Source organism: Okeanomitos corallinicola TIOX110 (assembly GCF_038050375.1).
Classification (GTDB): domain Bacteria; phylum Cyanobacteriota; class Cyanobacteriia; order Cyanobacteriales; family Nostocaceae; genus Okeanomitos; species Okeanomitos corallinicola.
On record NZ_CP150886.1, the window covers coordinates 5,094,101 to 5,119,898 of the forward strand.

21 protein-coding genes are annotated in these 25,798 nt (G+C 38.0%); 8 read left to right on the forward strand and 13 right to left on the reverse strand.

Annotated features, from left to right (window positions below):
* Positions 1 to 25 precede the first annotated feature (25 nt).
* The 4 genes from recO (at position 26) to WJM97_RS22610 (ending at position 4,170) form a co-directional block, all read left to right on the forward strand.
* Entirely contained in the window at positions 26 to 943 is a 918-nt protein-coding gene (gene recO, locus WJM97_RS22595) for a DNA repair protein RecO (RefSeq protein WP_353930995.1), read from the forward strand.
* Entirely contained in the window at positions 927 to 2,558 is a 1,632-nt protein-coding gene (locus tag WJM97_RS22600) for an MFS transporter (protein WP_353930996.1), read from the forward strand. The genes recO and WJM97_RS22600 overlap by 17 nt, the downstream gene beginning before the upstream one ends.
* On the forward strand, positions 2,551 to 2,676 hold the full coding sequence (locus WJM97_RS22605) for a hypothetical protein (protein WP_353930997.1): 126 nt from the start codon (positions 2,551 to 2,553) through the stop codon (positions 2,674 to 2,676). Before WJM97_RS22600 ends, WJM97_RS22605 begins: the two co-directional genes overlap by 8 nt.
* Before the next feature lie 339 nt (positions 2,677 to 3,015).
* The gene (locus tag WJM97_RS22610; RefSeq protein ID WP_353930998.1) at positions 3,016 to 4,170 is read left to right on the forward strand and encodes a glycosyltransferase family 4 protein; all 1,155 of its coding nucleotides are present in this window, start codon (positions 3,016 to 3,018) and stop codon (positions 4,168 to 4,170) included.
* A 272-nt stretch (positions 4,171 to 4,442) separates the two neighbouring features.
* On the opposite strand, the gene WJM97_RS22615 is transcribed toward WJM97_RS22610, so the two are convergent.
* From WJM97_RS22615 to WJM97_RS22650, 8 genes are all read right to left on the reverse strand, one after another.
* Positions 4,443 to 5,123 (reverse strand): Uma2 family endonuclease, encoded by a 681-nt coding sequence (locus tag WJM97_RS22615; RefSeq protein ID WP_353930999.1) that lies wholly within the window; start codon positions 5,121 to 5,123, stop codon positions 4,443 to 4,445.
* A 53-nt stretch (positions 5,124 to 5,176) separates the two neighbouring features.
* Entirely contained in the window at positions 5,177 to 5,977 is an 801-nt protein-coding gene (locus WJM97_RS22620) for a matrixin family metalloprotease (RefSeq protein WP_353931000.1), read from the reverse strand.
* A 6-nt stretch (positions 5,978 to 5,983) separates the two neighbouring features.
* The gene (secG, locus tag WJM97_RS22625) at positions 5,984 to 6,217 is read right to left on the reverse strand and encodes a preprotein translocase subunit SecG (protein WP_353931001.1); all 234 of its coding nucleotides are present in this window, start codon (positions 6,215 to 6,217) and stop codon (positions 5,984 to 5,986) included.
* 136 nt (positions 6,218 to 6,353) lie between these two features.
* Positions 6,354 to 7,952, reverse strand: coding sequence for a 2,3-bisphosphoglycerate-independent phosphoglycerate mutase (gene gpmI / locus WJM97_RS22630; RefSeq protein ID WP_353931002.1), 1,599 nt, complete (start codon positions 7,950 to 7,952; stop codon positions 6,354 to 6,356).
* Between the two features lie 148 nt (positions 7,953 to 8,100).
* Positions 8,101 to 8,844: a hypothetical protein gene (locus WJM97_RS22635; RefSeq protein WP_353931003.1), complete on the reverse strand. Its 744-nt coding sequence runs from the start codon at positions 8,842 to 8,844 to the stop codon at positions 8,101 to 8,103.
* On the reverse strand, positions 8,841 to 9,950 hold the full coding sequence (locus tag WJM97_RS22640) for an ATP-binding protein (protein ID WP_353931004.1): 1,110 nt from the start codon (positions 9,948 to 9,950) through the stop codon (positions 8,841 to 8,843). The genes WJM97_RS22635 and WJM97_RS22640 overlap by 4 nt, the downstream gene beginning before the upstream one ends.
* A 36-nt stretch (positions 9,951 to 9,986) precedes the next feature.
* Positions 9,987 to 10,388 (reverse strand): type II toxin-antitoxin system VapC family toxin, encoded by a 402-nt coding sequence (locus WJM97_RS22645; protein ID WP_353931005.1) that lies wholly within the window; start codon positions 10,386 to 10,388, stop codon positions 9,987 to 9,989.
* A gap of 35 nt (positions 10,389 to 10,423) precedes the next feature.
* Positions 10,424 to 10,720, reverse strand: coding sequence for a hypothetical protein (locus WJM97_RS22650; RefSeq protein ID WP_353931006.1), 297 nt, complete (start codon positions 10,718 to 10,720; stop codon positions 10,424 to 10,426).
* Positions 10,721 to 11,005: 285 nt separating this feature from the next.
* Here WJM97_RS22650 and WJM97_RS22655 point away from each other — a divergent pair, with 285 nt between their 5' ends.
* Both WJM97_RS22655 and WJM97_RS22660 read left to right on the forward strand, forming a co-directional pair.
* Complete coding sequence (locus tag WJM97_RS22655; RefSeq protein WP_353931007.1) at positions 11,006 to 11,314, forward strand: hypothetical protein; 309 nt, start codon at positions 11,006 to 11,008, stop codon at positions 11,312 to 11,314.
* Entirely contained in the window at positions 11,314 to 11,706 is a 393-nt protein-coding gene (locus tag WJM97_RS22660; protein ID WP_353931008.1) for a PIN domain nuclease, read from the forward strand. The genes WJM97_RS22655 and WJM97_RS22660 overlap by 1 nt, the downstream gene beginning before the upstream one ends.
* Before the next feature lie 279 nt (positions 11,707 to 11,985).
* Here the strand turns inward: WJM97_RS22660 and WJM97_RS22665 are convergent, their stop codons facing one another.
* From WJM97_RS22665 to WJM97_RS22680, 4 genes are all read right to left on the reverse strand, one after another.
* A complete protein-coding gene (locus WJM97_RS22665; protein ID WP_353931009.1) occupies positions 11,986 to 13,692 on the reverse strand; it encodes an ABC-F family ATP-binding cassette domain-containing protein in 1,707 nt (568 codons plus the stop codon).
* Positions 13,693 to 13,885: 193 nt separating this feature from the next.
* Positions 13,886 to 14,485: a superoxide dismutase gene (locus WJM97_RS22670; protein WP_353931010.1), complete on the reverse strand. Its 600-nt coding sequence runs from the start codon at positions 14,483 to 14,485 to the stop codon at positions 13,886 to 13,888.
* Positions 14,486 to 15,160: 675 nt separating this feature from the next.
* Positions 15,161 to 16,780 carry a bifunctional pantoate--beta-alanine ligase/(d)CMP kinase gene (locus WJM97_RS22675; protein WP_353931011.1) on the reverse strand — a complete coding sequence of 540 codons (1,620 nt, stop codon included), beginning with the start codon at positions 16,778 to 16,780 and terminating at the stop codon, positions 15,161 to 15,163.
* A gap of 174 nt (positions 16,781 to 16,954) precedes the next feature.
* Positions 16,955 to 18,028, reverse strand: coding sequence for a septal ring lytic transglycosylase RlpA family protein (locus tag WJM97_RS22680; protein ID WP_353931012.1), 1,074 nt, complete (start codon positions 18,026 to 18,028; stop codon positions 16,955 to 16,957).
* Between the two features lie 780 nt (positions 18,029 to 18,808).
* Between WJM97_RS22680 and glsA the strand changes: the two genes are divergently transcribed.
* Positions 18,809 to 19,780, forward strand: coding sequence for a glutaminase A (glsA, locus tag WJM97_RS22685; protein ID WP_353933245.1), 972 nt, complete (start codon positions 18,809 to 18,811; stop codon positions 19,778 to 19,780).
* 26 nt (positions 19,781 to 19,806) lie between these two features.
* Entirely contained in the window at positions 19,807 to 20,178 is a 372-nt protein-coding gene (locus WJM97_RS22690; protein ID WP_353931013.1) for a DUF2237 domain-containing protein, read from the forward strand.
* A 458-nt stretch (positions 20,179 to 20,636) separates the two neighbouring features.
* Here WJM97_RS22690 and WJM97_RS22695 read toward each other — a convergent pair whose 3' ends face one another.
* Positions 20,637 to 25,622, reverse strand: a complete 4,986-nt coding sequence (locus WJM97_RS22695; protein ID WP_353931014.1) for an SdrD B-like domain-containing protein — start codon at positions 25,620 to 25,622, stop codon at positions 20,637 to 20,639.
* Positions 25,623 to 25,798 lie beyond the last annotated feature (176 nt).

Below are 25,798 nucleotides of genomic sequence, written 5' to 3' on the forward strand. Positions count from 1 at the left end.
ACTAATTCCCAATAACTAATGAATAATGAGTAAAACTTATCAAGCAACAGGAATTAATCTGAAAAACCAGGCATTAGGAGAGACAGATAAGATAATTACCATATTAACCAAGGAATTTGGACTAATTCGGGCGATCGCCACAGGGTCACGTAAGCATAATTCCAGCTTAGGTGGTAGAACTGGAATGTTTGTAGTTAATCAATTACTAATTTCCCAAGGACGCTCGTCACAACCAGGAACACCAGGACTAGATAGAATTTCCCAAGCAGAAACCATCACCACCTATCCTGGTTTAAGCAAAGACTTAGGAAAATTAGCAGCTAGTCAATATTTAGCCGAAATCGTTTTATGTCAAGCTTTAAGTGAGCATCCCCAAGAAGAAATGTATGAGTTACTGAACGAGCATCTCCAGCGTTTAGAAGCATTACCCAAGGGATCTGATGTAGTTGCACATTTAGCTCATGGAGTCTTTCATCTCCTAGCTTTAGGAGGATTAGCTCCTCAAGTCCAATTTTGCTGTTTAACCCAGCGTCCTTTAATTCCAGATCCAACTAACCCCAACTGGCAAGTAGGCTTTAGCATTACAGCAGGGGGAGCAGTTTGTTTACAAGCCTGGGAACAGTTAAGGAAACAACGAGAACAGCCAAAAAAAGCGGCAGAAAATTCTTTAGATGGTCAAAATTCCCCAAAACCAGCCTATGAAAAGGTTTTCCATCACCAAGACCTGCCCAAAATCTCCCGTCGCTTGGGAAGTAAAGAACTAGAAATGTTCCAACAGTTGTCCCAACCAGAGATAATGCAAATAGAAGCAGCCACAAATTATGGCTGGTTAACCGTTGAGCAGATTTTGCGCCAGTACACTCAGTATCATCTGGGTCGCCCTATTCGCTCTGCCACATTGATTGATTCTTACTTTGCCGCGAACCATGATGCAATCGTCTGATTTAGATCGAAAAGTCCAACCCTCATCACCAAGCCAAGCTAAAAACAAGAATAAGGGATCAGAAACTAAAAGACCCAATCATTTACGTTCTGCTACCCAACCTAAATCCAGTCAAAATAACTGCTCAGAAATGTCTGTCAATGATATTTCTAAAACACCGAATTTGGATACAAAAACGAACCAGGGCGATCCCCAAGAACAAATACTGCCCCAGGAAGAACAACTTTTACAAAGTAATGATTTAAATGAAAAAAAAGATCATTTACAAGTAGACACAACAGAAATATCACAAAATAATGGTTCAGGTTCTGGTGGAGAAAATACATCAGGAGTAGAGGAAACTACAGGATTTTTCCCAGTCTTAAAAAATCCCAACTTTATCGCCCTTTGGGGTGGACAGGTTTTTTGTCAATTGTCAGATAAAGTATATCTCGTCTTGATGATTGCTTTAATTAACAGCGAATTTCAACATAGTGGTCAGAGTATTAGTGGTTGGGTATCAGCCCTGATGATGATCTTCACAATTCCCGCAGTTTTATTTGGTTCATTAGCAGGTGTATTTGTAGATCGTTGGTCAAAGAAAGCCGTATTAGTAGCATCAAATATTTGGCGGGGTATTTTAGTTTTAATAATTCCTTTCTTACTGTGGTTAACCCATGATTGGCAACCTGTGGGAGTTTTGCCTGTGGGATTTTTAATGATATTAGCAGTAACTTTTTTAGTTTCTACACTAACTCAGTTTTTTGCCCCAGCCGAACAAGCAGTAATTCCTTTAATAGTCGAAGAACAGCATTTACTTTCAGCTAATTCCTTGTACACAACCACAATGATGGCATCAGTAATTGTGGGGTTTGCCGTAGGAGAACCAGTGTTAGTATTAGCAGATAGCATCTGGAAAGGATTAGGTGGTAGTGGTGGACTAGGTAAAGAAATTTTAGTCGGTGGTAGTTATGCGATCGCAGGTATGATCCTATTACTACTTAAAACCAACGAAAAACCCCACCCCCCAGAAACAGAATTTCCCCACGTTTTTGAGGATCTCCGCGATGGGTTACGTTACCTCAAAGAAAATCGTCGCGTCCGCAACGCCTTATTACAACTAACTATCTTATTTTCTATCTTCGCCGCTTTAACTGTCCTTGCCGTTCGCATGGCAGAAATTATCCCCAATTTAAAAGCATCCCAATTTGGGTTTTTACTCGCAGCCGCTGGTGTGGGTATCGCCGTTGGTGCAGCAATACTTGGTCAATTTGGGCAACGTTTCGCCTACAGACAGCTAAGTTTATGGGGTTGTCTAGGGATGGCAGCATCATTAGTCTCTATTTCCTTCTTTAACACCCAACTCTGGTTAGTTCTACCCCTCATTACCCTAGTCGGTGTATTTGGGGCTTTAGTGGGTATCCCCATGCAAACAGCCATCCAAACAGAAACCCCTCCAGAAATGCGTGGTAAAGTCTTTGGATTACAAAACAATGTTGTCAACATTGCCTTATCTCTACCCCTGGCATTAGCAGGTTTAGCAGAAACTTTTATAGGTCTACAGTCAGTATTTTTTGGGTTAGCTATCATAGTTTTCTTAGCAGGTATCCTCACCTGGTATAATTCCCATGAGTAGTTATCAAATTAGAGATTATCAATTAGTTAAGACGGTAATTCGTTTTCATGCTAAACTTAGACCAGCCAAAATTCAGGAAATACTTGCTGGGGATCAACCCAATATGATCGTGATTTAAGTTGTCATTATTCAAGTAATTTACAACTTATAAAATTCCTAAATACAACCATAATTAACTTTCTAGTTAGCTTAGTTATTCACTAAACCTTTGCCACTAGAAAATGGTTAATATGATAAGTTTTGAGGATCATCGAAAATCAGCAAATATGACAGGATAAAAACAGCTAACTATAAAAATATAAACTTAAGTATTCAGCTATTAGCCTTTAGTAGTCAGCTTTTTTAAAGGTTATGTCAGAAATCAGTAGATAATTAAAAACTGATTTATAAAATATTCTGACTCCTGACTCCTGAATTTTTAGATATAAACCCGCTTTTTTTCACAACTAATTAAAGAATGCGTATAGCCTGGATTGGAAAAAAAACACCCTTTTGCGGCAATGTCACCTACGGACGAGAAATTACAAACAGATTATTAGATAGGGGACATGAAGTAAGTTTTCTCCACTTTGCTCAAGAGGAATCAGAATCAGATAAATCCTCTAACTTTAAGGAAGTTTCTTTACCTTTTATTTATAAGTCCCAAGTTTACACTATCCCCACTTTCAAAGCTACCAAGCTTTTGAGTGATTCCCTACGGGAAATAAAACCAGATATAGTTCATGCTTCCCTAACTCTATCTACTTTGGATTTTGCTTTACCAGAAATTTGTGAAGAATTAAATCTACCTTTGGTTGCTACTTTTCACCCTGCTTTTGCAGGAAAAGGAGCAAAACTAATATCTGGTACTCAAATTTTAGCCTATCAGCTATATGCACCTTTTTTAGATAATTATCATCAAGTAATTATTTTTTCTCAAATTCAAAAAGAATTATTAGCTAAAATGGGAGTTAGAGAAAGCAAAATAGCTGTTATTCCTAACGGTGTGGATACTGTTAAATATTCTCCTGGTACTTCTGATATCAAAAAAGAATTTAAAGCAGAACGTTTATTTGTTTACCAAGGTCGCATAGCTCCCGAAAAAAATATAGAATCTCTACTCAAGGCCTGGAAACAGTCAGATATGGGAGCGAATAGTAAGTTATTGATAGTTGGTGATGGTGTCTTGAGATCATCTTTAGAACCATTTTATGGATCAGAATATGGGATTATTTGGTTAGGATTTGTAGCTAATGAAGAACGCAGAATAGAAATTTTAAGAGGTGCAGATGTCTTTATTTTGCCATCTTTAGTTGAGGGTTTATCTTTATCTTTGTTAGAAGCAATGTCCTGTGGTTTAGCTTGTTTAGCTACAGATGTCGGTGCAGACGGAGAAGTATTAGAAAAAGGTGCTGGGGTAGTTCTGAATACAAAAGATATAACTTCGCAACTACGAACCCTTTTACCTTTATTTAGAGATCATTCAGAATTAACTACTCTGTTAGGTCAAAAAGCTAGAAATCGAGTTTTAGAACGTTATACTCTCAATGATAATGTTACTCAATTGGAAGGTCTTTATACCCAAGTTTTAGCACCAAGACCTTTGACATTAGGTAGTTTTGGTTATGGTTAAGTTGCATAGTAATAATAAAATCTTGTGGTGCGGACATCTTGTCCGCTAGAGTTGTTATTTACTCAAGCTTTAAAACTTATTGGGTATTTTCACGTTGTTATTTCTGTTCATACTCAGCTATCTTTCTCAACCATCACACCGCAATGTACAGGATTATATAAATGATGACTTTTCAAATAATCTCTTATTTTTGCATAAATTAACTGATTCAGATAAAAAATTTGGCTTGATTGCACTCACCCCTAAACCAAGAAAAATTACTACATTAAATTTTAAACTGTATCTGGATCAATATTTAATTCCCTCAACTTTGCTGCTAACCGTTCAGATTTTTTAGCTTCCTGTTCTGCACTTTCTTCCGGTGTAGGAACTAAATTTCCTTGTGCGGTGAAATACCGCAATAAACCATCATATATTCCTAAATATAAACCTAATTGATGACTCCAAAGATGTCCTTTTTCATTTGCTACTAAAGGTTGATATTCTCCATCTAATAAATGAAAACCTGCAAATTCCAATGTATAAGGATCAAACCAAAAATAATCCGGTGTTCTAAATGTATCTTGATAAAGTTGTTTTTTAAATTCTCTATCTGTATTTGCTGTACTAGGTGAAAGAATTTCTAAAATGAAATTAGGATATTTACCGTCTTCTTCCCAAACTACCCAACTTTTCCGAGTTTTACGTTCAGTTCCTAAGACAACAAAGAAATCAGGACCTCGGAAATATTCTGATTTTTTCTGATTTGGACTATAATAAATAGTCAGATTTCCAGCAGCATAGAAATCATTTCTGTTTTTCCATAACCATTTGATACATTTGATTAAGAGCATAATTTGCTCTAGATATAGTTCTGTTTCCACGGGAGGTTCGTCACTATATAAATCACCAGGAGGAAATATTACATCTTGGGAGATGTTCTCTTGAATTTCTAATTCTTGTGCAATGATCATAAAATTTGATATGGCATCAAGTTGTAATTTTCTGATTATAACATTTTTAATTTCTAATTAATCTCCCACCCCAAACTTGTAGACTGTTGATAAATCTTTTTTAAAGTATTCACATCTCTAGTGGAAATAGATACAGGTTCACGAACTTGGGAAAAATAAAGTGCATCGGTTTCTAGGGAACTATGACCCCAAATTCCTAAAGCATGACCAATTTCATGACGTGCTGCTGCTTGTAAATATTTGCCGGTCTGACTAGGACTTAATAAAATAGTAAATCCATGAGATAAAATATTATTTTGGGTAGATATTTGATATGTTGTTAAAGCTGAACGCGCACGGGGAATTTTAGTAACTGAATCTATTTGTAATGGTGGACGTTTACGAAGAATTTTAATATCAGCAAGTTCGGGATTTTCTACTAATTCTAGAGGTAAATATTTATTCCATTCTTCCACTGCTTGTAAAACTTGATTTATCCATATTTGTGCTAGTTTTTCATTAATGTCTATAGGGGTTTCTATGTTTACTTTAATTGGGAACTTTGACCAAATTAAATAACCAAATTTTGTCGGTTTAACCTGATCAAAATAGTCACCACTATTATTTTTATCTTGCCAATTTTCCAAGCTTGGTGGTAAAGGATGGCTTTTTTGTGAGTATGAATTTTCTGTTAATTTCTGCCCTATAAATACAGATTCAGGATATTGAATTTGAGGTTTTTTAGCAGTAACTGGAAAGTTGCTACAAATAACTAACAGTCCTGCACTTATGAATAAGATCAGAACTGTTAATAATTTTCGCCAAAATAATTTAGTTTTGGCTTTGTAGATTGGCTTTTGGGTGATTTTCCCCATTGTTATTTATTTAGGTAGCCAGTTAGCACTTAAAACTACTGTCAAACCCAGGAAAATAACTACTAGCGCCCAAGTAATCCGATTAAGTGTATTTTCTGCGCTTTTGGTACTGCTAAAAAGTTGAGCTTGTCCACCAATAGCACCAATACCATCACCTTTAGGGCTATGTAGTAAAACTAGGATAATTAAACCTAAAGCCGAGAAAGCCCAAATTCCTTGTACGATACTAGTAACTGTCATACGCAAAAAAACTTCCTAAAGATGACAATGAATATTATTTAAACGTAACACGCCTGATTAACAATTTGTTTATTGGTTGAAGATAAGAAAACAGTTAACCATAGTTAGTTAACTGTTCGCTAGAAGGGATTATATCTTACAAACCTACTGTGGTTGGAGTCCGAGATATTTGTAAGTCGTACTCTGCTACCCTAAGTAGAGATTGACCAGTCATTTCTTCTGGCTGAGGTAGCTGTAAAATATCCAAAATTGTGGGGGCAATGTCGGCTAATTTGCCATCATTCCTTAAATCCACATCTGTCCCATATCCGGGTATTTTCACCCTTTCCCCTTCTACTAAAATGAAAGGAACTGGGTTAGTGGTATGGGCAGTCCAAGGATTGCCTTCTTGGTCTAGCATATATTCGGCATTACCGTGATCAGCGGTAATTAACATTGTGCCGCCGGATTTACCGACAGTTTCCACAAGTTTTCCTAGACATTTATCAACGGTTTCAATGGCTGTAACTGTAGCTTCTACTTTGCCTGTATGCCCTACCATGTCAGGGTTAGCGTAGTTCATGACTACTAGGGAGTAGATGTTTTTTTCAATGGCGGCGATCGCCACATCTGTTACAGCTTTGGCTGACATTGCTGGGTCTTTATCGTAGGTAGCCACCATGGGACTGCTGACCAGTTCCCGGTCTTCACCTTCGCAGGGATCTTCTAGTCCCCCATTAAAGAAATAGGTGACATGAGCATATTTTTCAGTTTCCGCAGTCCGAAACTGTTTCAGACCATGATTTGCAATAACTTCACCCAGAATATTCGTCAAGTTCTGAGGAGTAAAGGCCACAGATACAGGTAAATCTGGGTCGTATTGAGTAAATGTGACAAAAGACAGTGGCGTAATTTGCTGTCTTTCAAAACCCTGAAAATTGGGACTTACAAAAGCTTGAGTTAATTGTCTGGCGCGGTCGGGACGGAAATTGAAAAATATTACCCCATCTCCAGGTGCAACTGCGCCAGGAGCAATTCTCACAGGAACAATAAATTCGTCAGTTACGCCTTCAGAATAGGATGCTTCCAAGACTTCCAACGCTGTAAGTCCATTACCAGCGTTATCTTGTGTCATCACATCGTAAGCACGTTGGACTCGATCCCAGCGGTTATCACGATCCATCGCATAATAACGACCGCTAATGGTGGCAATTTGTCCTACACCTAAGCGGTCTACATATTCTTGCAATTGCTTGATGGCTTTAGTGCCACTTTTTGGCGGTGTATCACGCCCGTCCGTAATAGCGTGAATACATACTTGTGAAAGCTGCTGTGATTTGGCTAAGTCAAGTAATCCAAACAGATGGGTGATGTGGGAATGTACCCCTCCGTCAGAACAAAGACCTATTAAATGTAACTTGCCATTTCGAGAGCGAACTTCCTGACAAATTTTCACCAATGCTGGGTTAGAGGCTAGAGAACCGTCTTCAACTGCATCGGAGATGCGTACCAGTTCTTGGGGAACTACACGCCCAGCGCCAATATTCAAATGACCAACTTCCGAGTTACCCATTTGACCTTCTGGCAACCCTACGGCTTTTCCTGATGTGCGAATGAGGGTGTGGGGATAGGCTGACCATAAACTGTCCATTATGGGAGTTTTGGCAGCAGCGATCGCGTTTCCGCGTTTGTCCTCACAGTAGCCCCATCCGTCTAAAATGACTAGCACCACAGGAGCAACAGGTGCTTTGGTCATAGTAAAATTGCCCTTTACTTTTTGTAATACTCGAATGATACCATTGCTAACTGCGGATGATCAGTTAATTTCTGCTTATTACTCTGTTCAGAAGGTTTTTAGCTTCAGATATGCGATCGCGTATCTTTCTATTTCAATTTATACCAAGTTATCCCAAGATTGGCAAAACGGCTTTTGTTGCCATCAGTAAATTTTCTACAAAACCTGCATATCCATCTGGACAATTCATTTTCATTATCGCTAAATCTACCTGAAAAGCCAAATTCCAGCGAATTTGTAGCGGACGTTGATTACCAATATTTTCTGTAAGATACATTGATGATGCGATCGCTTTCTCTAAAATCTCTTTTGTGTTGTTTAAATCCTCTAAATTTTCTAAATTTGGCAATTCCACACCTAAAACCTTCTCTACAGTTTGAATGTCAGCAAGTAACCAATTTTCAAAATTCCTAATTGCTAAACCTCCCGCAGATCGATCATTTATAGGTTGTTCATTAACATCTAAATGGTAATCCCGAATTTTATTTACAGCCCTTTCTAAATCAATTTTTCTTTGATTGATGTTATCATCTGCATCAACCACAATCAGAATCATATCTACTTCATAATATTCCCATGTACTCACAATTTGGGCTAAATATTTTGGTTTTAAAATAGAGTGTCCAGTTGTTAAAGTCAGTTTTGGCTTTTCTTTCGTTGATGGATGTCTTTGGATAAAATCACAATCTGGAAAACCAGCATTTTGTATTTCTCTCCTAATTAAAGTATGCAATGCACCTTCATTTTCTCTAGGAATTACTTTTCCCCCATCTTCTGGTTTAATATAAGGAACACTCGCGCCTAATTCTGCTTCCCCTTCAGCTATCAAACCTATACGAATTCGCCGACTCATGCGGGATTTCCTCCAAACACATTAGTAAACCAAAGTTCACCTAAAGCACCATCATAAGCTTCTAAAGCTTTTTGAAATCTCACAGACTCAACAGGTAATTTATGAACTTGGGTTTTACCTTCTTGATCCAATTCCACAGCACGCACTTGATGAGGTTCGACGTAGTTTAATAAAACAGGAGAATGAGTTGTAATTAAAACTTGTACAGGATTTCCAGTTATTCCTTCAGTAGAAACAATTTTTAGCAACTCCATCATTTTATGCAGTAACCAAGGATGCACACCATTTTCTATTTCTTCAAAACAAATAATACTGGGAGTATCTTCTTGATAAAGTGCAGTTAAAAAAGCCAAAAGTCTTAATGTACCATCTGAAATATCAGCAGCAGGAATATGATGATCTGAATATTTATCAACCAATTCTAGGGAAAATGTGTTATTTTCTCCACGCGGTAAAACAATTTTTTTAATATTAGGAACAAGCAGTGTTAATCTTGCTTCTAATTCATCAAAACCTTCCCGATTAGCTAATAAAATATCTAGCAAAGTATAAGCTATTCCTTCTCCAGTTCTTTTCATTATTGGAGTTGTTGAAGTTTGTCTAGAAATATCACCTGGAGAAAAATCATAAATGCTGACTTTTTTTAAAGATTTGGAAACTGGAGAATTTGAATATTGATTATTTACCAGGAAAGTTCTTAGTGAATTTGTGGAAGGTTGTGGATTCCATTTAATTTCATTGTTTCCTATCCTAACTGTTCTTGCAGGATAATCAAGATAAACTGATATCCTTGAAAAAGGATGAGTATTTTCAGTTAGTGTGTTAACTTCCAATAAAATAAAATCTGTATTTCCATGCCAAAATTTAGATTCTAGACTTTGTGGATTTGTATTTAAAGTTGTTAATGACTGAGACAAAAAACTGACAACACTCATATTTACTGTATTATCTATAAGTCTATTCAAAAAATCAGACAATACAGCCAAAGCTTCACAAATATTAGATTTACCAGAACCATTAGGACCGATAAATACAGTCAATGGTTCTAAATCTATTTCCGTATCAAACAAACTCTTATAATGTTGAACTTTGAGTTTAGATAACATTGATTAAACCCTTCAAATCTCAATCTATTAATTTTATCACACCACCCAATTTTCTAAACTTAAACCTTCAACCCTTGCCAAATCACTATCATTAGAAACCACAGTTAAACCTTTAATCATTGCCGTAGCAGCAATTAAAACATCTTCACTTTGAATCGGTAAACCTTTTAATCTCAAATCAGCGTGAATTTCTGCGGCTTTTTCTAAAATATCTAAATCATCTAAAAAAATGATTGGATATTGTTGACAGAATATGTTAAACCTTTCTCTTTTTTTAGGAGCATCAACCGCTAAAAATCCTCTCCTAATTTCAAAATAAGTAATACAGCTAATGTAAATATCTATGCCCTCAAATTTGCTGATTTGTAGCTTTTGCTTGATGCGAAAATCATTTTTAATCGCTAAAGAAACAATATTAGTATCTAACAAATAACTCATCTTATTTATCTATAATTTAATTACAATTTATCTATCTACTTTCGTTTGATTGCTTCATCAAAAATTGCCATTTGTTCAGATGTAAAATCATCCCCTATTTTAGATAATATTTCTGTTGACATCACAAAATCACAATTCTCCTTTAACTTCTCATCAGACATATTATTAAATTTATCCGGTGTCAAATGTTCTTGTACTATCTTAAATATATGTTTCACAATTTCTGTGTAATTCAGGTCTTCCTTGAAAATTGGATTTTCTTCCATTAAAATCGCTACTACTCTTTCAATTCTCTGAATCACGGATTCTTGCTGTATATTTGTTGATAACATAATATTTACCTCCTGCAATAAATTTAAAATATAAGCTGATAAGTATATTATAATTTTATCATTTTAGATATTAGGTGTCAATTAATGAATTACTATTCTGTAACTCGGTATTCAGAAAAATAATGATATAATAAATATGTCTGATTTAGGTATTTGGTGATGATATAATATTATTAAAATCGTGATGCTAACAGAAAATTAATCAATAAGATCGTGTTAATCATCAAATCCTGGATATTCTGATTCAGACAAATGAATGATAATGATGGACATAAAAACAAACCTATGAACAATATGAAAAATCTTTCTGCAAATGAACTAGAACAAAAAATATATCAAACACTCTTAGATAGATTACCTAATGACGATGATTTTACTAATAGTATCAATAATTTACTAACTTTACTAGAAAGAGTTTGTAGTGAAAAAGCTGAATATCATCATCAAAATTCACCCAATGAACAGTTTAATTATTGGCATAATTTTCAACAAGAAATACACCAATTAAAAATACTCAAACAACAAGAAAGAATCAAATCGTATAGAGGAAAACTGCAATGGGAAGATAATTTAGAAGAAAAGAGAACCAACTGATGATTATTGTAGATTCAAGTGTCTGGGTAGATTATTTTAATGGGATAGAAACACCAGAAACTAACAAACTAGATCAGCTTTTAGGAGTAGAACTAATAGCTATCGGTGATTTAATTTTAACTGAAGTTTTGCAGGGATTTCGTTCAGATAATGGATATCAAACAGCAAAAGAATTATTAACTTCTCTGCATATTTTCGAGATGTTAGGATTAGATATTGCTATTAAAAGTGCTGATAATTATAGATTTTTGCGTAAACAAGGTATCACTATTAGAAAAACTGCTGATGTGATTATAGCAACGTTCTGTATTGAAACCCAAAACTCACTTTTATTTAGTGATAAAGATTTTCTACCTTTTGTAAATCATTTGGGTTTAATTCGTATTCAATAATCTAATGATGTTGTCAGAATCAGGATAACCAGGATTAAAGGATTTACAGGATGTGATTTTTAAATTTCTGCTTTTACTTTGCGTCTTTGCGTCTACCCTGCGGGATATCCTGACGGATATTACGTGAAATTTTCTCTTATCTTTAAATCCTGATAACAACAGAAAATTAATCAATAACAATCCTGTTAATCCTCAAATCCTAGACATCCTGATTCAGACAAAAAAAATCCCCAACTAAAAAAGTCAGGGAATTACAAATATTTGTTTTTAAAAACTAACTTACTTCTTCTTTCCTGCTGCTTTTGCGGCTTTAGCTGCTTTCTTTGCTGCTTTCTCTGCTGCTTTCTCTGCTTCTATTGCGGCTAATTTTGCCTGTTCTTTTTCTTCCTCAATCTTACTCAAATAATAGTGATAATCTCCCAAATAAACCCTAAATTCTCCATCCCGAATTTCCACAATTTTATTCGCAACTTGGGAGATAAAATAACGGTCGTGGGAAACTACAATAGCAGTACCATCATAGTTTTGCAATGCCTCTTCCATCATTTCCTTAGCTGGAATATCTAAATGGTTAGTAGGCTCATCTAAGATGATTAAATTAACTGGTTCTAGCAACATCTTTGCTAATGCTAACCGGGCTTTTTCTCCCCCACTTAAAGCCCCAACTTTTTTAAAAACGGTATCACCTGTAAATAAAAATCTACCTAACAGCGTGCGGACTTCTTCGTTTGTCCAGTCGGGAACTTCATCATGGATGGTTTGCATGACTGTTTTATTCAAGTCTAATGCTTCGGCTTGGTTCTGTTCAAAATAACCAGGAATAACATTATGATCTCCTAGTTTTACAGTTCCTTCTGTGGGTTTTTCTGTCCCCATGATTATTTTTAATAGGGTAGATTTCCCTGCACCATTGGGTCCCAAGAAAGCGATTCTGTCACCTCTTTCTATTAATAATTCTGCACCTAAAAAGAGGATTTTATCACCATAGGTATGGGTGAGATTTTTAATTTCTACTACTTCTCTACCACTGCGGGGTGCGGGAGGAAAACGGAAATGTAAGGTTCTAACTGATCCGGTTGGTGCTTCTATTCTTTCAACTTTATCTAATAGTTTTTCTCGGCTTTTCGCTTGGGTACTACGGGTGGCACTAGCTCGGAATTTCTCTACAAATGCTTGTTGTTTTTCTAATTCTTTTTGTTGCCTTTCAAAAGCACTCATTTGTGCTGATTGATTTTCGGCTTTTTGTTGCAGATAAGCAGAATAATTACCCAAATATGTAGTAGAAACGCCTCTTTCAGTTTCAACAATTTGTGTGCAAAGTCTGTCTAAAAATTCCCGGTCATGGGAAACTATCACCATTGGTGTGACTAAACCTCTGAGGTAATTTTCTAACCATTCAATGGTTTCTAAGTCTAAGTGGTTTGTCGGTTCGTCCAGTAGTAATAAATCCGGTGCTTGGAGGAGAATTTTACCTAAACTCATCCGCATTTGCCAACCACCAGAAAAGGCACTGACTAGGCGATCGCCATCTTCAACTTGAAAGCCCATTTCTGGTAAAATTTTACCAATCCGAGTATCTAAGCTATAACCGTCTAAGGCTTCAAACTGACGTTGTAATTTGTCTAGTTTATTAATTAGTTGATCTAGTTCCTCTGGGGTCGCGGTTTCCATTTCCCGCTGTACTTCGTGCAAAGCTAGTTGTACCGCGTTTGCTTCTTTAAAAACTGTCCAGAATTCTTCATTGACAGTGCGGGTTGGATCTACTTCAAATTCTTGATTTAGATAAGCTATGTGTAAACTGGAAGGACGGATAATTTCCCCTGAAGTGGGTTCTGTTTCCCCAGAAATGATTTTCAGTTGGGTTGACTTTCCCGCACCGTTAACGCCCACTAAACCAATGCGATCGCCCGGTTTAACTTCCCAGTTGATATCTTTGAGAACTTCGCCTGTAGGGTAAATTTTGCTGATATGTTCAAGTCTCAACATGAAATATTTCTCTTTTAGGGGATAGGTTTTTGGGGAGATAAGGCTAATAATGCCGTTTACTATCTTAACAAAATTTAACCAACATTACGAGGTGGGGAGATGGGGAGATTAATAACCCAATTACCCATTACCAAATAATTAAAAATCCCCGCGACGAAGCACGAGGAAATTTAAAAATAAACTAGGAAATGTATTAAGCAGCTAAGTTTGCAGCGGCAAATTCCCAGTTAACCAATTGATCTAAGAAGTTCTTGATGAATGCAGGACGTGCATTTCTGTAGTCAATGTAATAAGCGTGTTCCCAAACATCTAAGGTGAGAAGTGGCTTCTTACCATGTACTAAGGGGTTTTCTGCGTTGGGGGTTTTCATGACTTTGAGTGTACCAGCGTCATCAACCAACCAAGCCCAACCACTACCAAACTGAGTTGCAGCAGCAGCAGAAAATTCTTCTTTGAATTTGTCGAAGCTACCAAAATCTTTATTAATTTTAGCTGCTAGTTCTCCGGTAGGAGCGCCACCACCAGCGGGTTTGAGGGAGTTCCAAAAGAAGGTATGATTCCAAACTTGAGCCGCGTTGTTGAAAATACCAGCTTTGGCAGAATCTTTAAAAGCAATTTGAATTACTTCTTCCAGAGACTTATCAGCAAGTTCTGTACCATCAATAAGCTTATTGAGGTTATTTACATAAGCGTTGTGATGCTTACCATAGTGATATTCAAAGGTTTCACCTTTCATGCCGTAAGACTCTAGAGCGTTAAAGTCAAAGGGTAAGGGAAGCTGTGTAAATGCCATGTTTTGAAATCCTCTCTTTTTTTGTTTCGTTTCATTTAAATCCAAAATTACTCAATCACATCCAAAATTGCTGTTTGAGTAATTTTTCAGATATAAAACTTAACATAGTTATCTTACTACCAAAACGAAGCTTATACCAAAAGAGTAGTCAGTCACTTTGGCAGATATCTGGGGATTATTCTGAGAATTAACAATTTTGCAGTCCAGACTTGTGGAAAAACCTCAAAAGCTTTTCATGATCAGCTATTTAGCAATTCCTACTTAGGGTTTGCTGATAAAGTCTTGTCGTGGAGACAGGTGACAGGTGACAGGTGACAGGTGACAGTTTCAAGAGTTGGATGGGAACTATTTTTCCTTGAAGCAGGAATTAAATGCAAGGTTTTTCAGTTCTCACCTCATCAAAGCTTGCATTTTTTGAAAGTCAAAATCGCTAAAATCGTTTACCTGTAATGTTTTGAGATTTATTCAGCAAGCCCTACTTAATCAGAAAATCTTCTAGGACTTAATTTGGGAGGGTTTAGCATTGCTAAACCCTTTATGCACTACATTAGAGTCCTGGTATAGCTTTGGTAAGTTGCCAGTTTAGATATAGCAATGGACAGAGCGGATAAAACTTAGATACAAACAGACTTTTAACCCAGTCCCCAATCACCAGTCACCTGCTATACTTGACCATTACCGTTGCGCTAAACGGTCTTGGTAATGACTAACAATTCTTGCTGCTACTTGAGAAGGAGTAAGTCCGTCAGTTTCGACTTCTAGAGCATCTGCGGCTTTTCTCAATGGGGAAATTGTCCGAGTGCTATCTTTATAGTCTCGTGCTGCAATATCCTGTTCTAACTGTTCTAAACTTACTTCTGCTTGACCTTGTGTACTAAAGTCCTGGTGACGACGACGTGCGCGTTCAGCGACAGAAGCAGTTAAGAAGATTTTGACCTCTGCATCGGGGAAAACATGAGTACCGATATCTCGACCTTCTGCTACCAAACCACCCTTTTGACCCCAGTTTTGTTGTTGTTGAACAAGGGCTTTACGGACAGCACTTTGAGCAGCGATTGCAGATACCTGTGATGTTACTTCCACAGTGCGAATTACTTGAGTGACATTGTGATCATTAATCCATACTTGCACTGGAAACTGTATATTTTGACTAGGAGTTAGTTCAATTCTACAGTCATTCACTAACTCAGCGATCGCACATTCATCATCTATGGAAATACCTTTTTCCAGCACTAACCAAGTTATAGCCCGGTACATTGCACCTGTATCTAAATACACCAAACCCAACTGATTAGCCACTTGGCGAGCAACGGTAGATTTACCCGCCCCAGCCGGACCATCAATAGCGATAATAGGTTGGCGTAGCCCGTTATAAACATCGCGCAAGATGGTATTATCAATTAAGCGTGTAGAACCTAGACGGGCTGCGATCGCCAGCATTCCTTCCTCCTGAACTTTCCTTAAAAACATCAATGTAGTCGGTTCAACCAATTCAATATATTCGACAGAGATAGTGCTAACTTGTGCAATTTCTTCCCACACCAATGCTATCAGCTGACTACTGTTGCGAACGCCAGCACGAAACGCCGCCTCAGCTTTTTGCAAACCTTTAAATAACACTGTTGCTTGCTCTTTTTCTGTTGCAGTCAAATATTGATTACGAGAACTCAAAGCCAAACCCGAAGCTTCTCGCACCGTTGGACAGGCAACAATTTCCACAGGCAAATTCAAATCAGCCACCAGGCGTTTAATAATTGCTAGTTGCTGACCATCTTTTTGGCCAAAGTAAGCTCGGTCAGGTTGTACCAAATTGAAAAGCTTGGTGACAATTGTCGCCACACCTTGAAAATGACCCGGCCGATATCTACCACACAAGCCTTCTATCATACCAGATGGAGGGATCACCTGTGTCACGTGAGTTTCTTGTATATTCTTCTCAGGAATTCCCATTTCTTCCGGAGTAGGTAAAAAAATTGCATCAACTCCAGCTTGTTCACAAATTTGTTGATCTTGCTCAAAAGTCCGAGGATAGTGACTATAATCCTCATTTGGTCCAAATTGTAGGGGATTGACAAAAATACTGACAATCACAGTAGAATTTTCTTGTCTAGCATTTTCAATCAAACTCAGATGACCTTGATGCAGTCCACCCATAGTAGGAACTAAACCAACTGCGGTTGGATACCAGGTACTCTGGTCATCAAGTAATAAATTTTCTGAAAGCTTAACTTTGCTGATCTTACGGCATTCTCTTAAATAACAGCGTAAAGCTGCAACTGTTGTCAACAGACGCACAAAAAAATACCCCTAGTTTTTATCCTCTACCCCGTTAGTGTATATCTGAAATCAACTTTAGAGTTTAAGGATTTCTAGGAGTCATTATTTCCAGGAATGGCAGATGTTAGGAATTCAGGAATCAACAGTCAGAATTTTAAAATTTTGACTTCTGACTTTTGAATTTCCGAAAACTTATTTTCCCAGTACCTCAACCCGTACAGGAGCAAGTCCACTTTTCATCATGCCTAAAATTCTGGCTGCACCTAGAGAAACATCAATAATTCGACCACCAATGTAAGGGCCACGATCATTAATTCGCAAGACTACAGATTTACCATTACGGGTGTTAGTTACACGAACCTTTGTACCCAATGGTAAAGTTCGGTGAGCGGCTGTCATTCCTTCGGGGTTATATCTTTCACCATTGGCGGTTTTATTACCAGCCCAATCATAACCGTACCAAGAAGCCACACCCTTAAACTTTAACTTCACTCTACTAGCAACATCTTGAGGTAGCTTTGGTAGATTGGCAATTGTATTAATAGGAGCGGCGTTACCTATGAGTCTCCGTAAACGATTTGTAGCTTGTAAGGCATCTCGTGCGGGGTTGTTTGTAGTATCTGCCAACTTGGTGGTATCGTTTATCTCCACCAATTCTTTACCGCCGATTTTGATGGTGTAGCGTTCTAGCTGTTTATCAACAGCAGCATCTTTATCTTGGGCTTTGTTGTTGACAGGAGATTTTTTTTCTGCTTTCCAGCTAACCGTAATCTGACTTGCGTCTGCATTATCTCTGATCAGATTATTGACTTTAGCTGCTAGTAAGGTGGCTCTCTGAACTGGATTATCGGCAAATTTAGAAGATTTGCTCACATCCTTCACATTTCCCACACTGGCAACCCTTTCTGAATTGCCAGCAGTCTGATTGTAGGAACTCATATCTTTTGTAGTGCTAACTGTTCCTACTTTGGTTTCTGCGCCGGTAACTGGGCTAGAACTGAGAAAAGTCAGAACAGGAATACTGCGGATGTAAAGAGTTGCTGCTTGACGACCTTGAACACTGTGAGCGTAAATTTGTGTATTCGCAGTATCAGGGGTGGTGTTCTGTTTTTCTGTTTGGTATTCTCCTACCTTGACTACATCTACCGCAGCAGATGCTTGGGCAGTGGGAATGTTGTTCTTTGCTGTTTGAGTACGACCCTCTAAAGGTGAACCCACAACAGACAGAAACACAGCGGCAATAGTTAACAAATATCTTTGATTCATGCGTCCGATTTTTTAAAGCGACCTTAGAACTTTGACGTTTTCCAATTTGAGTTTTGAAATATTTGTAAAATAATCAAACCTAAAAGTTGAACTCGTTCCGCTTTCACTTTTTGTTTGTGACTGCAACACAGTAACATGAAGTTTTGGGCTTGGGATCAGGGTTTTACCGTAAGTCTGAGGGGGCTTATCTTTTTCTTTTGGGGTTTTTGTCGTCAAAACCTTTGAAAAATAAGCTTTTTGGTAATGTAACATTTTTTTTCGTTATATAAATAATTTTTCATAGAGCCTATATATTAACTGGGTTTTACACATATCTATCAAATAGTATGCTGATACATTGATGATAAAATACTAATGAAAATGATAAGTAATATTTTTAACTAAAAATCTAATTTATTAAGTAATACATATTTTACTTTATCTGTTGTCAATTAAGTATTAGCACTTAGGAAAATAATGGGATGATAAAAACGTTAAAAATCCAAACAGTAATGATTTTTCGTATTTTTTAGCTATTTTATCAGAATGTATTAAAATACACATGAGTTGATATTGTTAGGGTAAAATTTTTAGTATTTTTTTGTTTTAATTAATTACGTAATAGCATTTAGGAAAAATCAATTTCGTCTTCATAGGTATTTTTTCTGATCAAAAAATAGCCATAATGAGAGAATAAAAAAGCGGTTGTCAGTTTGTAAATATTGTTTTATGAAGTAGCAAAATTTACAATTTAACTCTATTACGTACTCGCTCACCTACCTTACAGGCTATCATCAAGCTATTGGCCCTATGGCAAATTCACAAGAATTAGAAATAACGGCATCACCATTTTTAGAAGTTATCCAAGATTTGCACTCTCAATACAAATCTTTGCAGGAAGGTAAAGTTGCTAACTACATTCCTGAACTAGCAAAAGTAAATCCTAATCTGTTTAGTATATGTATTGCCACTGTTGATGGTCAGATTTATGAAGTAGGTGATTATCAACAATTATTTACCATTCAGTCTATATCGAAAGTATTTGTTTATGGACAAGCTTTAGAAGATCATCATAGGGATTATGTGTTAACTAGGGTAGGAGTAGAACCAACAGGAGAAGCCTTTAACGCTATTATACTTGACGAAAAATCTAAACGACCATATAACCCAATGGTTAATGCTGGTGCTATAGCGACTACCAGTTTAATTAAAGGTAATGGGGCAACAGAAAAACTTAATAGATTATTAGAAATGTACAAGCGTTATATTGGAAGAGATGTATTTGTAGATATTTCTGTATTTACTTCCGAGCGCAGTACAGGACATAGAAACAGGGCTACTGCTCATTTAATGCTTAATTTTGACATGATTGATCAAAATATAGAAGAAGCACTAGATTTATATTTTCAACAATGTTCTGTTTTAGTCAATTGTCGAGATTTAGCGGTAATGGCTGCAACCCTAGCCAATAAAGGAGTTAACCCCATTACTCAAGAAAAAGCAGTAGATAGCAACTATATAAAAGATATATTGAGTGTGATGTACACCTGTGGAATGTATAACTTTGCTGGTGAATGGGCTTATAAAGTGGGAATTCCGGCAAAAAGTGGGGTTTGCGGGGGAATTATTGCCGTTGTTCCTGGACAGATGGGAATTGGTGTTTTCTCACCTCTGCTAGATACACGGGGTAACAGCGTACGGGGTGTTAAAGTATGTGAGGGACTATCCCAACGTTTGGGGTTACACTTATTTGAGTGTGGGAACAATAAGTGAACGTTATCAGTTGATAGAGTTAAAAAATGACAGAAGCTAAAAACGTATTGGGTACAAAATTAGAAGTTTGCTGTACATCTCCCATGACTGGATATTATCGGGATGGGTTTTGTAATACGGGTGGCCAGGATTTTGGGATGCACGTTGTTTGCGCTCAAGTGACAGAGGAATTTTTAGAATATACTAAATTACAAGGTAATGATTTAAGTACACCAGTGCCGCAGTTTAACTTTCCTGGTTTAAAACCTGGTGATGGCTGGTGTTTGTGTGCTGCTAGATGGCAAGAAGCTTTAGAAGCGGGGGTTGCACCTCCAGTAATTTTAGAAGCTACTCATATTAGAGCTTTGGAAGTTTGTAATTTAGAAGATTTGCAAAAACACCGAGTGATTCGTAAGTAGATTAACAGTTCACATTCCCCACTCCGATTGTCATACATCTTGAGTAGTACATAAAAACTAAAATAGAAGTCAATACCTTGTCCAAATGCGAAAAAGTATTGATTCGTGGGTTACGCTGTCGCTTAACCCAATCTTGTATGTTAGAAATACCAAATTTTTCTCATTACTCCAACCTACCCTATCTGTAAATTGCAACCAAAATAAATAATTGGGATGAAGTTCAGTCATATAGTTGTTTAACTTAAAAATGAGACAAAAAGTGATAGGTTCTATAGATAATGATTCTAGGATAACCAAGGCGGTACAAATGTTTGTAAGATTAAATTCCCGTGGTTATTGTTTAGCTTAATGTCTCAATCTAAAGTTAAATGACTATAAAAAAATTGAGGAAATATCACAATGAATATCCCTCAATCTTTTTAGTGTTTATTCAGGTAAGACAAATCATGAAGTTTGACTTATACGATTGGGTTAGTATAACCACTGATATCACTATCGAAGACACTACCAGCACTGACGGTAGCCACGTTTTGGTAATCTCCAATAGTAGTTTCTCCAGCAGTGGAAATATTTAATTTATTCAACTTGAATGAATCATTGCTACCACCAGTGTAAGCAGAAATAACGATTGTATCACCTTTTAAATTGCCGCTATTGAAGTCAGCCCAGCGATCGCTACCATGATTGACAAAGTTATCTTCTTTGACAAAACTGGACAAGAGGCTGTTATTCAAAGCAGAGATATCAGTACCATTGCGATCGCCTATCCAGATGGAGATATCGCTATCAGACTCAACATACTTGAGTAATGCTTTGTCTACGGTGACATCCTGGTCAAATTCAAACAATAGGTAATCAAGGCTACCACCATTATCTACTCGGTGGGAAGAACCACCTTCGTAAGTGTTGGTCACACCTAAACCACCACCATAAAGACCAAGATAACCACTTCTCCAATCACCACCGTTTTTGTTACTGCTAAAAGCACTCACATCAACTGAAATACCACCTTGAGTGAAGGTACGGATGTTACCATTCGCACCAGTTGTATAACTGTTACCAGAGAAGACAAATACTGCATCGGTTGAAGCCGTAGTTACACTCAAATCTTGAGCAGCTTCAGTCGCAGAAGTGTAAGTCCAAGTTTCACCAGCGCTGAGAATACCATCTGAGTTAACATCACTGGATGCAACTAGAGTAGGTGTAAAGTCATCACCAGTATGACCCGCAGTACCGTTGTCATCAGTGACGATAACTTGATTAGCAGTGAAAGCAACGTTACCTGTGTTGCTTACTGTATAAGTAAAGGTCACATTTGCACCAGCCGCAATTTCTGGTAGGTTGTTGAGATCCGTGACATCTATTCCGTTCACGAACTTCTCAATGTCAATACCTGGATTTTGAGGTTCAGGATTTACAGTTGGATTGGTATAACCACTTTGGTCTTGATCACTGACAGAACCAGCGGTTACAGTTCCAATATTGATGTAATTACCGATAGTTGTTTCACCCGGTACAGAAATATCCAGCTTTCTCAACTTAAAGGCATCATCAAGGTCATTACCATCTGTTCTGGCAGCAATCACCAGAGTATCACCAGTTAAATTACCAGCGTTAAAGTCAGCCCAGCGATCGCTACTACCGCCATTGTTATTTTCCTTAGTAAAGCTGTTGAGGATATCGCTGTTCAACAGTGAGATATCAGTTCCATTGCGATCGCCAATCCAGACTGAGATATCGCTATCACCACTAACATAATCAAGGAAGGCTTTGTCTACTATGACATCTTGGTCAAATTCAAACAGAACATAGTCAAGGCTACCGCCATTATCCACTCGGTGAAGAGAACCATCCTCATTCCGGTTGGTAACACCTAAACCACCACCATAAGCTCCCAGGTAAGCTGTTTTCCAGTCCCCTCCGCTCTGGTTACTGCTGAATGCGCTGACATCAACAGAGACACCATCTTGAGTAAAGGTACGGACATTTCCGTAACTACCCGTTGTGTAACTATTACCTGTGAGGTTGAAGAGGATGTCTTGAGAACTGGTGCTAGTAATTAAATTTTGAGCTATTCCTGTCTGTTGGTAAGTCCACATCTCACCAGGAGCTAAGATGTTATCACCATCTCCTTGGTTAATGATGTTGGTAATTGTGCCTTCTAGGTCGTCAGTTACCACAATGTCACTTTTAGCAAAAGCAACATTACCTGTGTTGGTCACTTCATAAGTCCAAGTCACTGTTTGACCCGCAGCGATTTCTGGTGCTAAATCTGGAGTATCAGCATCTACACCGTTGGTGAACTTCTCGATGTCAATGCCTGGATTTTGAGGTTCAGGATTAACGTAATTTGCAGCGTCCTCATCACTGACATTCCCAGCAGTTACAGTACCAATATTGGTGTAAAGACCAGTTTCTGTCGTTGTCTCGATGCTATCAAAATCAAGGCTAGAGACAGAACCACTGCCCGTAAATTTAACCTTTAACTCAACGACATCGGTATCATTAATGGTTAAGGTTTGGAAACTGTTATCACCAACTCCAGGAATATGGGTAATGGTTTCATTGCCATTAGCATCAGTGGTGTAGACTTTACCGCCATTTTCCTCAATATCCACAAAACTGAGGGAGTTGATATTAACTGCGTTATCAAAGGTAAAGATTATAGTCCCACCACCAGCATTGTCGTCAGGGTCAGAACTGTCACCATCTTCAGAAATGATCAAGATATTGCCTTGTGCTGTGGTGTTATTCGGACCATAACCAGGAGTTCTCAGGTCATGATCTCCACCTGTAGGATTAGCACTATCAAAGATCATCGCTTGATTTGAACCGCCAGTCGCGGAAATGGTTACACCGAGACTTGCGTACTCATTATCAATCACAGTACCAGCCGCGAAGCCTTCAAAGTCAATCACATGATTGGTTGTGGTTGTGGTGCTGGCTGATAAATCCTCAGCAGCTACTGTTTTGGTGTAGTTCCAAGTTTCACCACTATCTAGTTGATTATTTTGGTTAGCATCGCCTGTGTTAAAGCCATTTAGTAACACTTGGTCAGGAGTGAAATCGTCACTTGTATCGCCAGGAGTACCATTATCATCAGCAACAATTACTTCATTCGCTGCAAATGAGACGTTACCAGTATTAGTTACCTGATATGTAAATACAGCATTATCACCAGGGGCAATTTCAACCGCTTCAGCAGCGGTATCTGCGTCTGCACCATTGACAAATTTCTCAATATCAATACCAGGATTGAGTTGAATCAAACCTGCATCTATGGTGAGATTGTTTTCTCCACTAGCAAGGGTGACTATTTGTGATTCACCTGTAGCAATATCCGCATCACTATCAACTCCATCATCACTACCTGCATTTTGTTGAGTGAAGTTGAAACCTGCTGGTTGAGAGAAGGTGACTTGATATTCTTCTCCAGGATTGAGGTTGGTGAATTGATAGTTCCCGTTAGCATCGGTGGTTGTGGTTTCTGTGGTGTCATCTCCAGTACCGATAACTCCATCTGCACCACCACCTGTTAAGGTGACTTGTACACCGCTTACTCCTGTTTCTCCTGCATCTTGAACACCGTTGGCGTTGTTATCTAACCAAACTCTGTCTCCTAATGATGCTGTTCTGATTAATCCTGCATCTAGGGTGTCGTTAAATTCTCCACTTGTCAGGGTAACTGTTTGGGTTAATCCACCGACTGCATCACTATCAGTTGCATCGTCTCCAATGTTGGCTTTTGTGAAGTCATAACCTGCTGGAGGTACAAACTGTACTTGATAATCTCCTGGGATTAAACCTGTGAACTCATAACCACCGTTAGCATCTGTTGTGGTGGTAGCGACTACATCACCGTTGCTATCTAAGAGATTGACGGTGACTCCACCAATTCCTGGTTCTCCTGCATCTTGAGTTCCATCTCCATCGCTGTCTTCAAATACGAAGTCTCCCAAACTTGCTGGTTGATAGATACCTGCATCTATGGTGGGGTTATTCTCACCGGAAGCAAGGGTAACTATTTGGGATTCACCTGTAGCAATATCCGCATCACTATCAACTCCATCATCACTACCTGCATTTTGTTGAGTGAAGTTGAAACCTGCTGGTTGAGAGAAGGTGACTTGATATTCTTCTCCAGGATTGAGGTTGGTGAATTGATAGTTCCCGTTAGCATCGGTGGTTGTGGTTTCTGTGGTGTCATCTCCAGTACCGATAACTCCATCTGCACCACCACCTGTTAAGGTGACTTGTACACCGCTTACTCCTGTTTCTCCTGCATCTTGAACACCGTTGGCGTTGTTATCTAACCAAACTCTGTCTCCTAATGATGCTGTTCTGATTAATCCTGCATCTAGGGTGTCGTTAAATTCTCCACTTGTCAGGGTAACTGTTTGGGTTAATCCACCGACTGCATCACTATCAGTTGCATCGTCTCCAATGTTGGCTTTTGTGAAGTCATAACCTGCTGGAGGTACAAACTGTACTTGATAATCTCCTGGGATTAAACCTGTGAACTCATAACCACCGTTAGCATCTGTTGTGGTGGTAGCGACTACATCACCGTTAGTATCTAAGAGATTGACGGTGACTCCACCAATTCCTGTTTCTCCTGCGTCTTGAGTTCCATCTCCATCGCTGTCTTCAAATACGAAGTTTCCTAAACTTGCTGGTTGGTAAAGACTTGTCAATTCGACAGCAGCAATGGTTATTTGTCCATCTGGTATACCATCAGTTGGAATATTATCGGGTACAATAATGACGGCTATCTTGTCACCAACTTGAGGGATAAAATCACCATGCTGATCGGCTTGTGTAACAATTTCCTGTACATGAGTGGTGCTGAAGCCACCATACATATCCTTCCAAATACTCTGTCTTGTTGCGCTGATGTAATCATCGGCAGAAATGCTCTTGTCATCAACTAGAACCCAAATTGCGGCTTGGATATCAAAGGCACTATATCCTTGATCAAGGAAATTTTGCTGGTTGTTAATTAGCCAATTAACCTTGCCTAAATCCTGGGGGTTTGTTGTGAAAGCACCTAAACCTAAATTATCATTGAGAATATCCGTGTCATAGCTGGAATATACGGAAGCCGTAAACTCTCCCCTCGTCCTCTCGGTAAATGTTCCCCCCGAAACACTTGGTAATCTGACACCAGTATCGTTAGTGTCACCATCACCATTATAATCAATTGATGTGGATAAAGATGTTTCATAATCAATACAATAGGTATCAAAAGAACCAGTAAGAGTCCCGTCAGTAGGATCAGTAATTTTGATATCAAAAAAGCTGGGGTTGCCTAATGCTATCTCCAGGTTGGGATCTTGGGGTCCACCGTTGGAAATGTTTCTTTGGATAGCCTTCACAGTAACTTGCCGACGCAAAATGCTGCTTAGTCCTTGAATTGTACTGAGAGTTTGTGTAATGTCAGTCATTGGTTATACCTTACAGTGAGTGAAAAGAAAAATTGGATGAAATAGATGAAATATAAGAGTAAGCTTTATTGAGGGTAAGAAAGTCTAGCAACTGATTTCAGGTGTTATGGGGTTTAAAAAATCAAGGGTTGGTTGCTTAATGAGTGAAATGAAATTTGCACTGCATAGATAAAGGA

What these genes read in the sequence shown, in the direction of transcription:
- WJM97_RS22615 (WP_353930999.1), bottom strand. Translation starts at nt 5,123, where the DNA reads ATGATCATTGCACAAGAATTAGAAATTCAAGAGAACATCTCCCAAGAT.
- WJM97_RS22620 (WP_353931000.1), bottom strand. Translation starts at nt 5,977, where the DNA reads ATGGGGAAAATCACCCAAAAGCCAATCTACAAAGCCAAAACTAAATTA.
- WJM97_RS22600 (WP_353930996.1), top strand. Translation starts at nt 927, where the DNA reads ATGATGCAATCGTCTGATTTAGATCGAAAAGTCCAACCCTCATCACCA.
- WJM97_RS22650 (WP_353931006.1), bottom strand. Translation starts at nt 10,720, where the DNA reads ATGTTATCAACAAATATACAGCAAGAATCCGTGATTCAGAGAATTGAA.
- secG (WP_353931001.1), bottom strand. Translation starts at nt 6,217, where the DNA reads ATGACAGTTACTAGTATCGTACAAGGAATTTGGGCTTTCTCGGCTTTA.
- WJM97_RS22635 (WP_353931003.1), bottom strand. Translation starts at nt 8,844, where the DNA reads ATGAGTCGGCGAATTCGTATAGGTTTGATAGCTGAAGGGGAAGCAGAA.
- WJM97_RS22660 (WP_353931008.1), top strand. Translation starts at nt 11,314, where the DNA reads ATGATTATTGTAGATTCAAGTGTCTGGGTAGATTATTTTAATGGGATA.
- WJM97_RS22605 (WP_353930997.1), top strand. Translation starts at nt 2,551, where the DNA reads ATGAGTAGTTATCAAATTAGAGATTATCAATTAGTTAAGACGGTAATT.
- WJM97_RS22610 (WP_353930998.1), top strand. Translation starts at nt 3,016, where the DNA reads ATGCGTATAGCCTGGATTGGAAAAAAAACACCCTTTTGCGGCAATGTC.
- gpmI (WP_353931002.1), bottom strand. Translation starts at nt 7,952, where the DNA reads ATGACCAAAGCACCTGTTGCTCCTGTGGTGCTAGTCATTTTAGACGGA.
- WJM97_RS22655 (WP_353931007.1), top strand. Translation starts at nt 11,006, where the DNA reads ATGAACAATATGAAAAATCTTTCTGCAAATGAACTAGAACAAAAAATA.
- recO (WP_353930995.1), top strand. Translation starts at nt 26, where the DNA reads ATGAGTAAAACTTATCAAGCAACAGGAATTAATCTGAAAAACCAGGCA.
- WJM97_RS22665 (WP_353931009.1), bottom strand. Translation starts at nt 13,692, where the DNA reads ATGTTGAGACTTGAACATATCAGCAAAATTTACCCTACAGGCGAAGTT.
- WJM97_RS22640 (WP_353931004.1), bottom strand. Translation starts at nt 9,950, where the DNA reads ATGTTATCTAAACTCAAAGTTCAACATTATAAGAGTTTGTTTGATACG.
- WJM97_RS22695 (WP_353931014.1), bottom strand. Translation starts at nt 25,622, where the DNA reads ATGACTGACATTACACAAACTCTCAGTACAATTCAAGGACTAAGCAGC.
- WJM97_RS22690 (WP_353931013.1), top strand. Translation starts at nt 19,807, where the DNA reads ATGACAGAAGCTAAAAACGTATTGGGTACAAAATTAGAAGTTTGCTGT.
- WJM97_RS22680 (WP_353931012.1), bottom strand. Translation starts at nt 18,028, where the DNA reads ATGAATCAAAGATATTTGTTAACTATTGCCGCTGTGTTTCTGTCTGTT.
- WJM97_RS22645 (WP_353931005.1), bottom strand. Translation starts at nt 10,388, where the DNA reads ATGAGTTATTTGTTAGATACTAATATTGTTTCTTTAGCGATTAAAAAT.
- WJM97_RS22670 (WP_353931010.1), bottom strand. Translation starts at nt 14,485, where the DNA reads ATGGCATTTACACAGCTTCCCTTACCCTTTGACTTTAACGCTCTAGAG.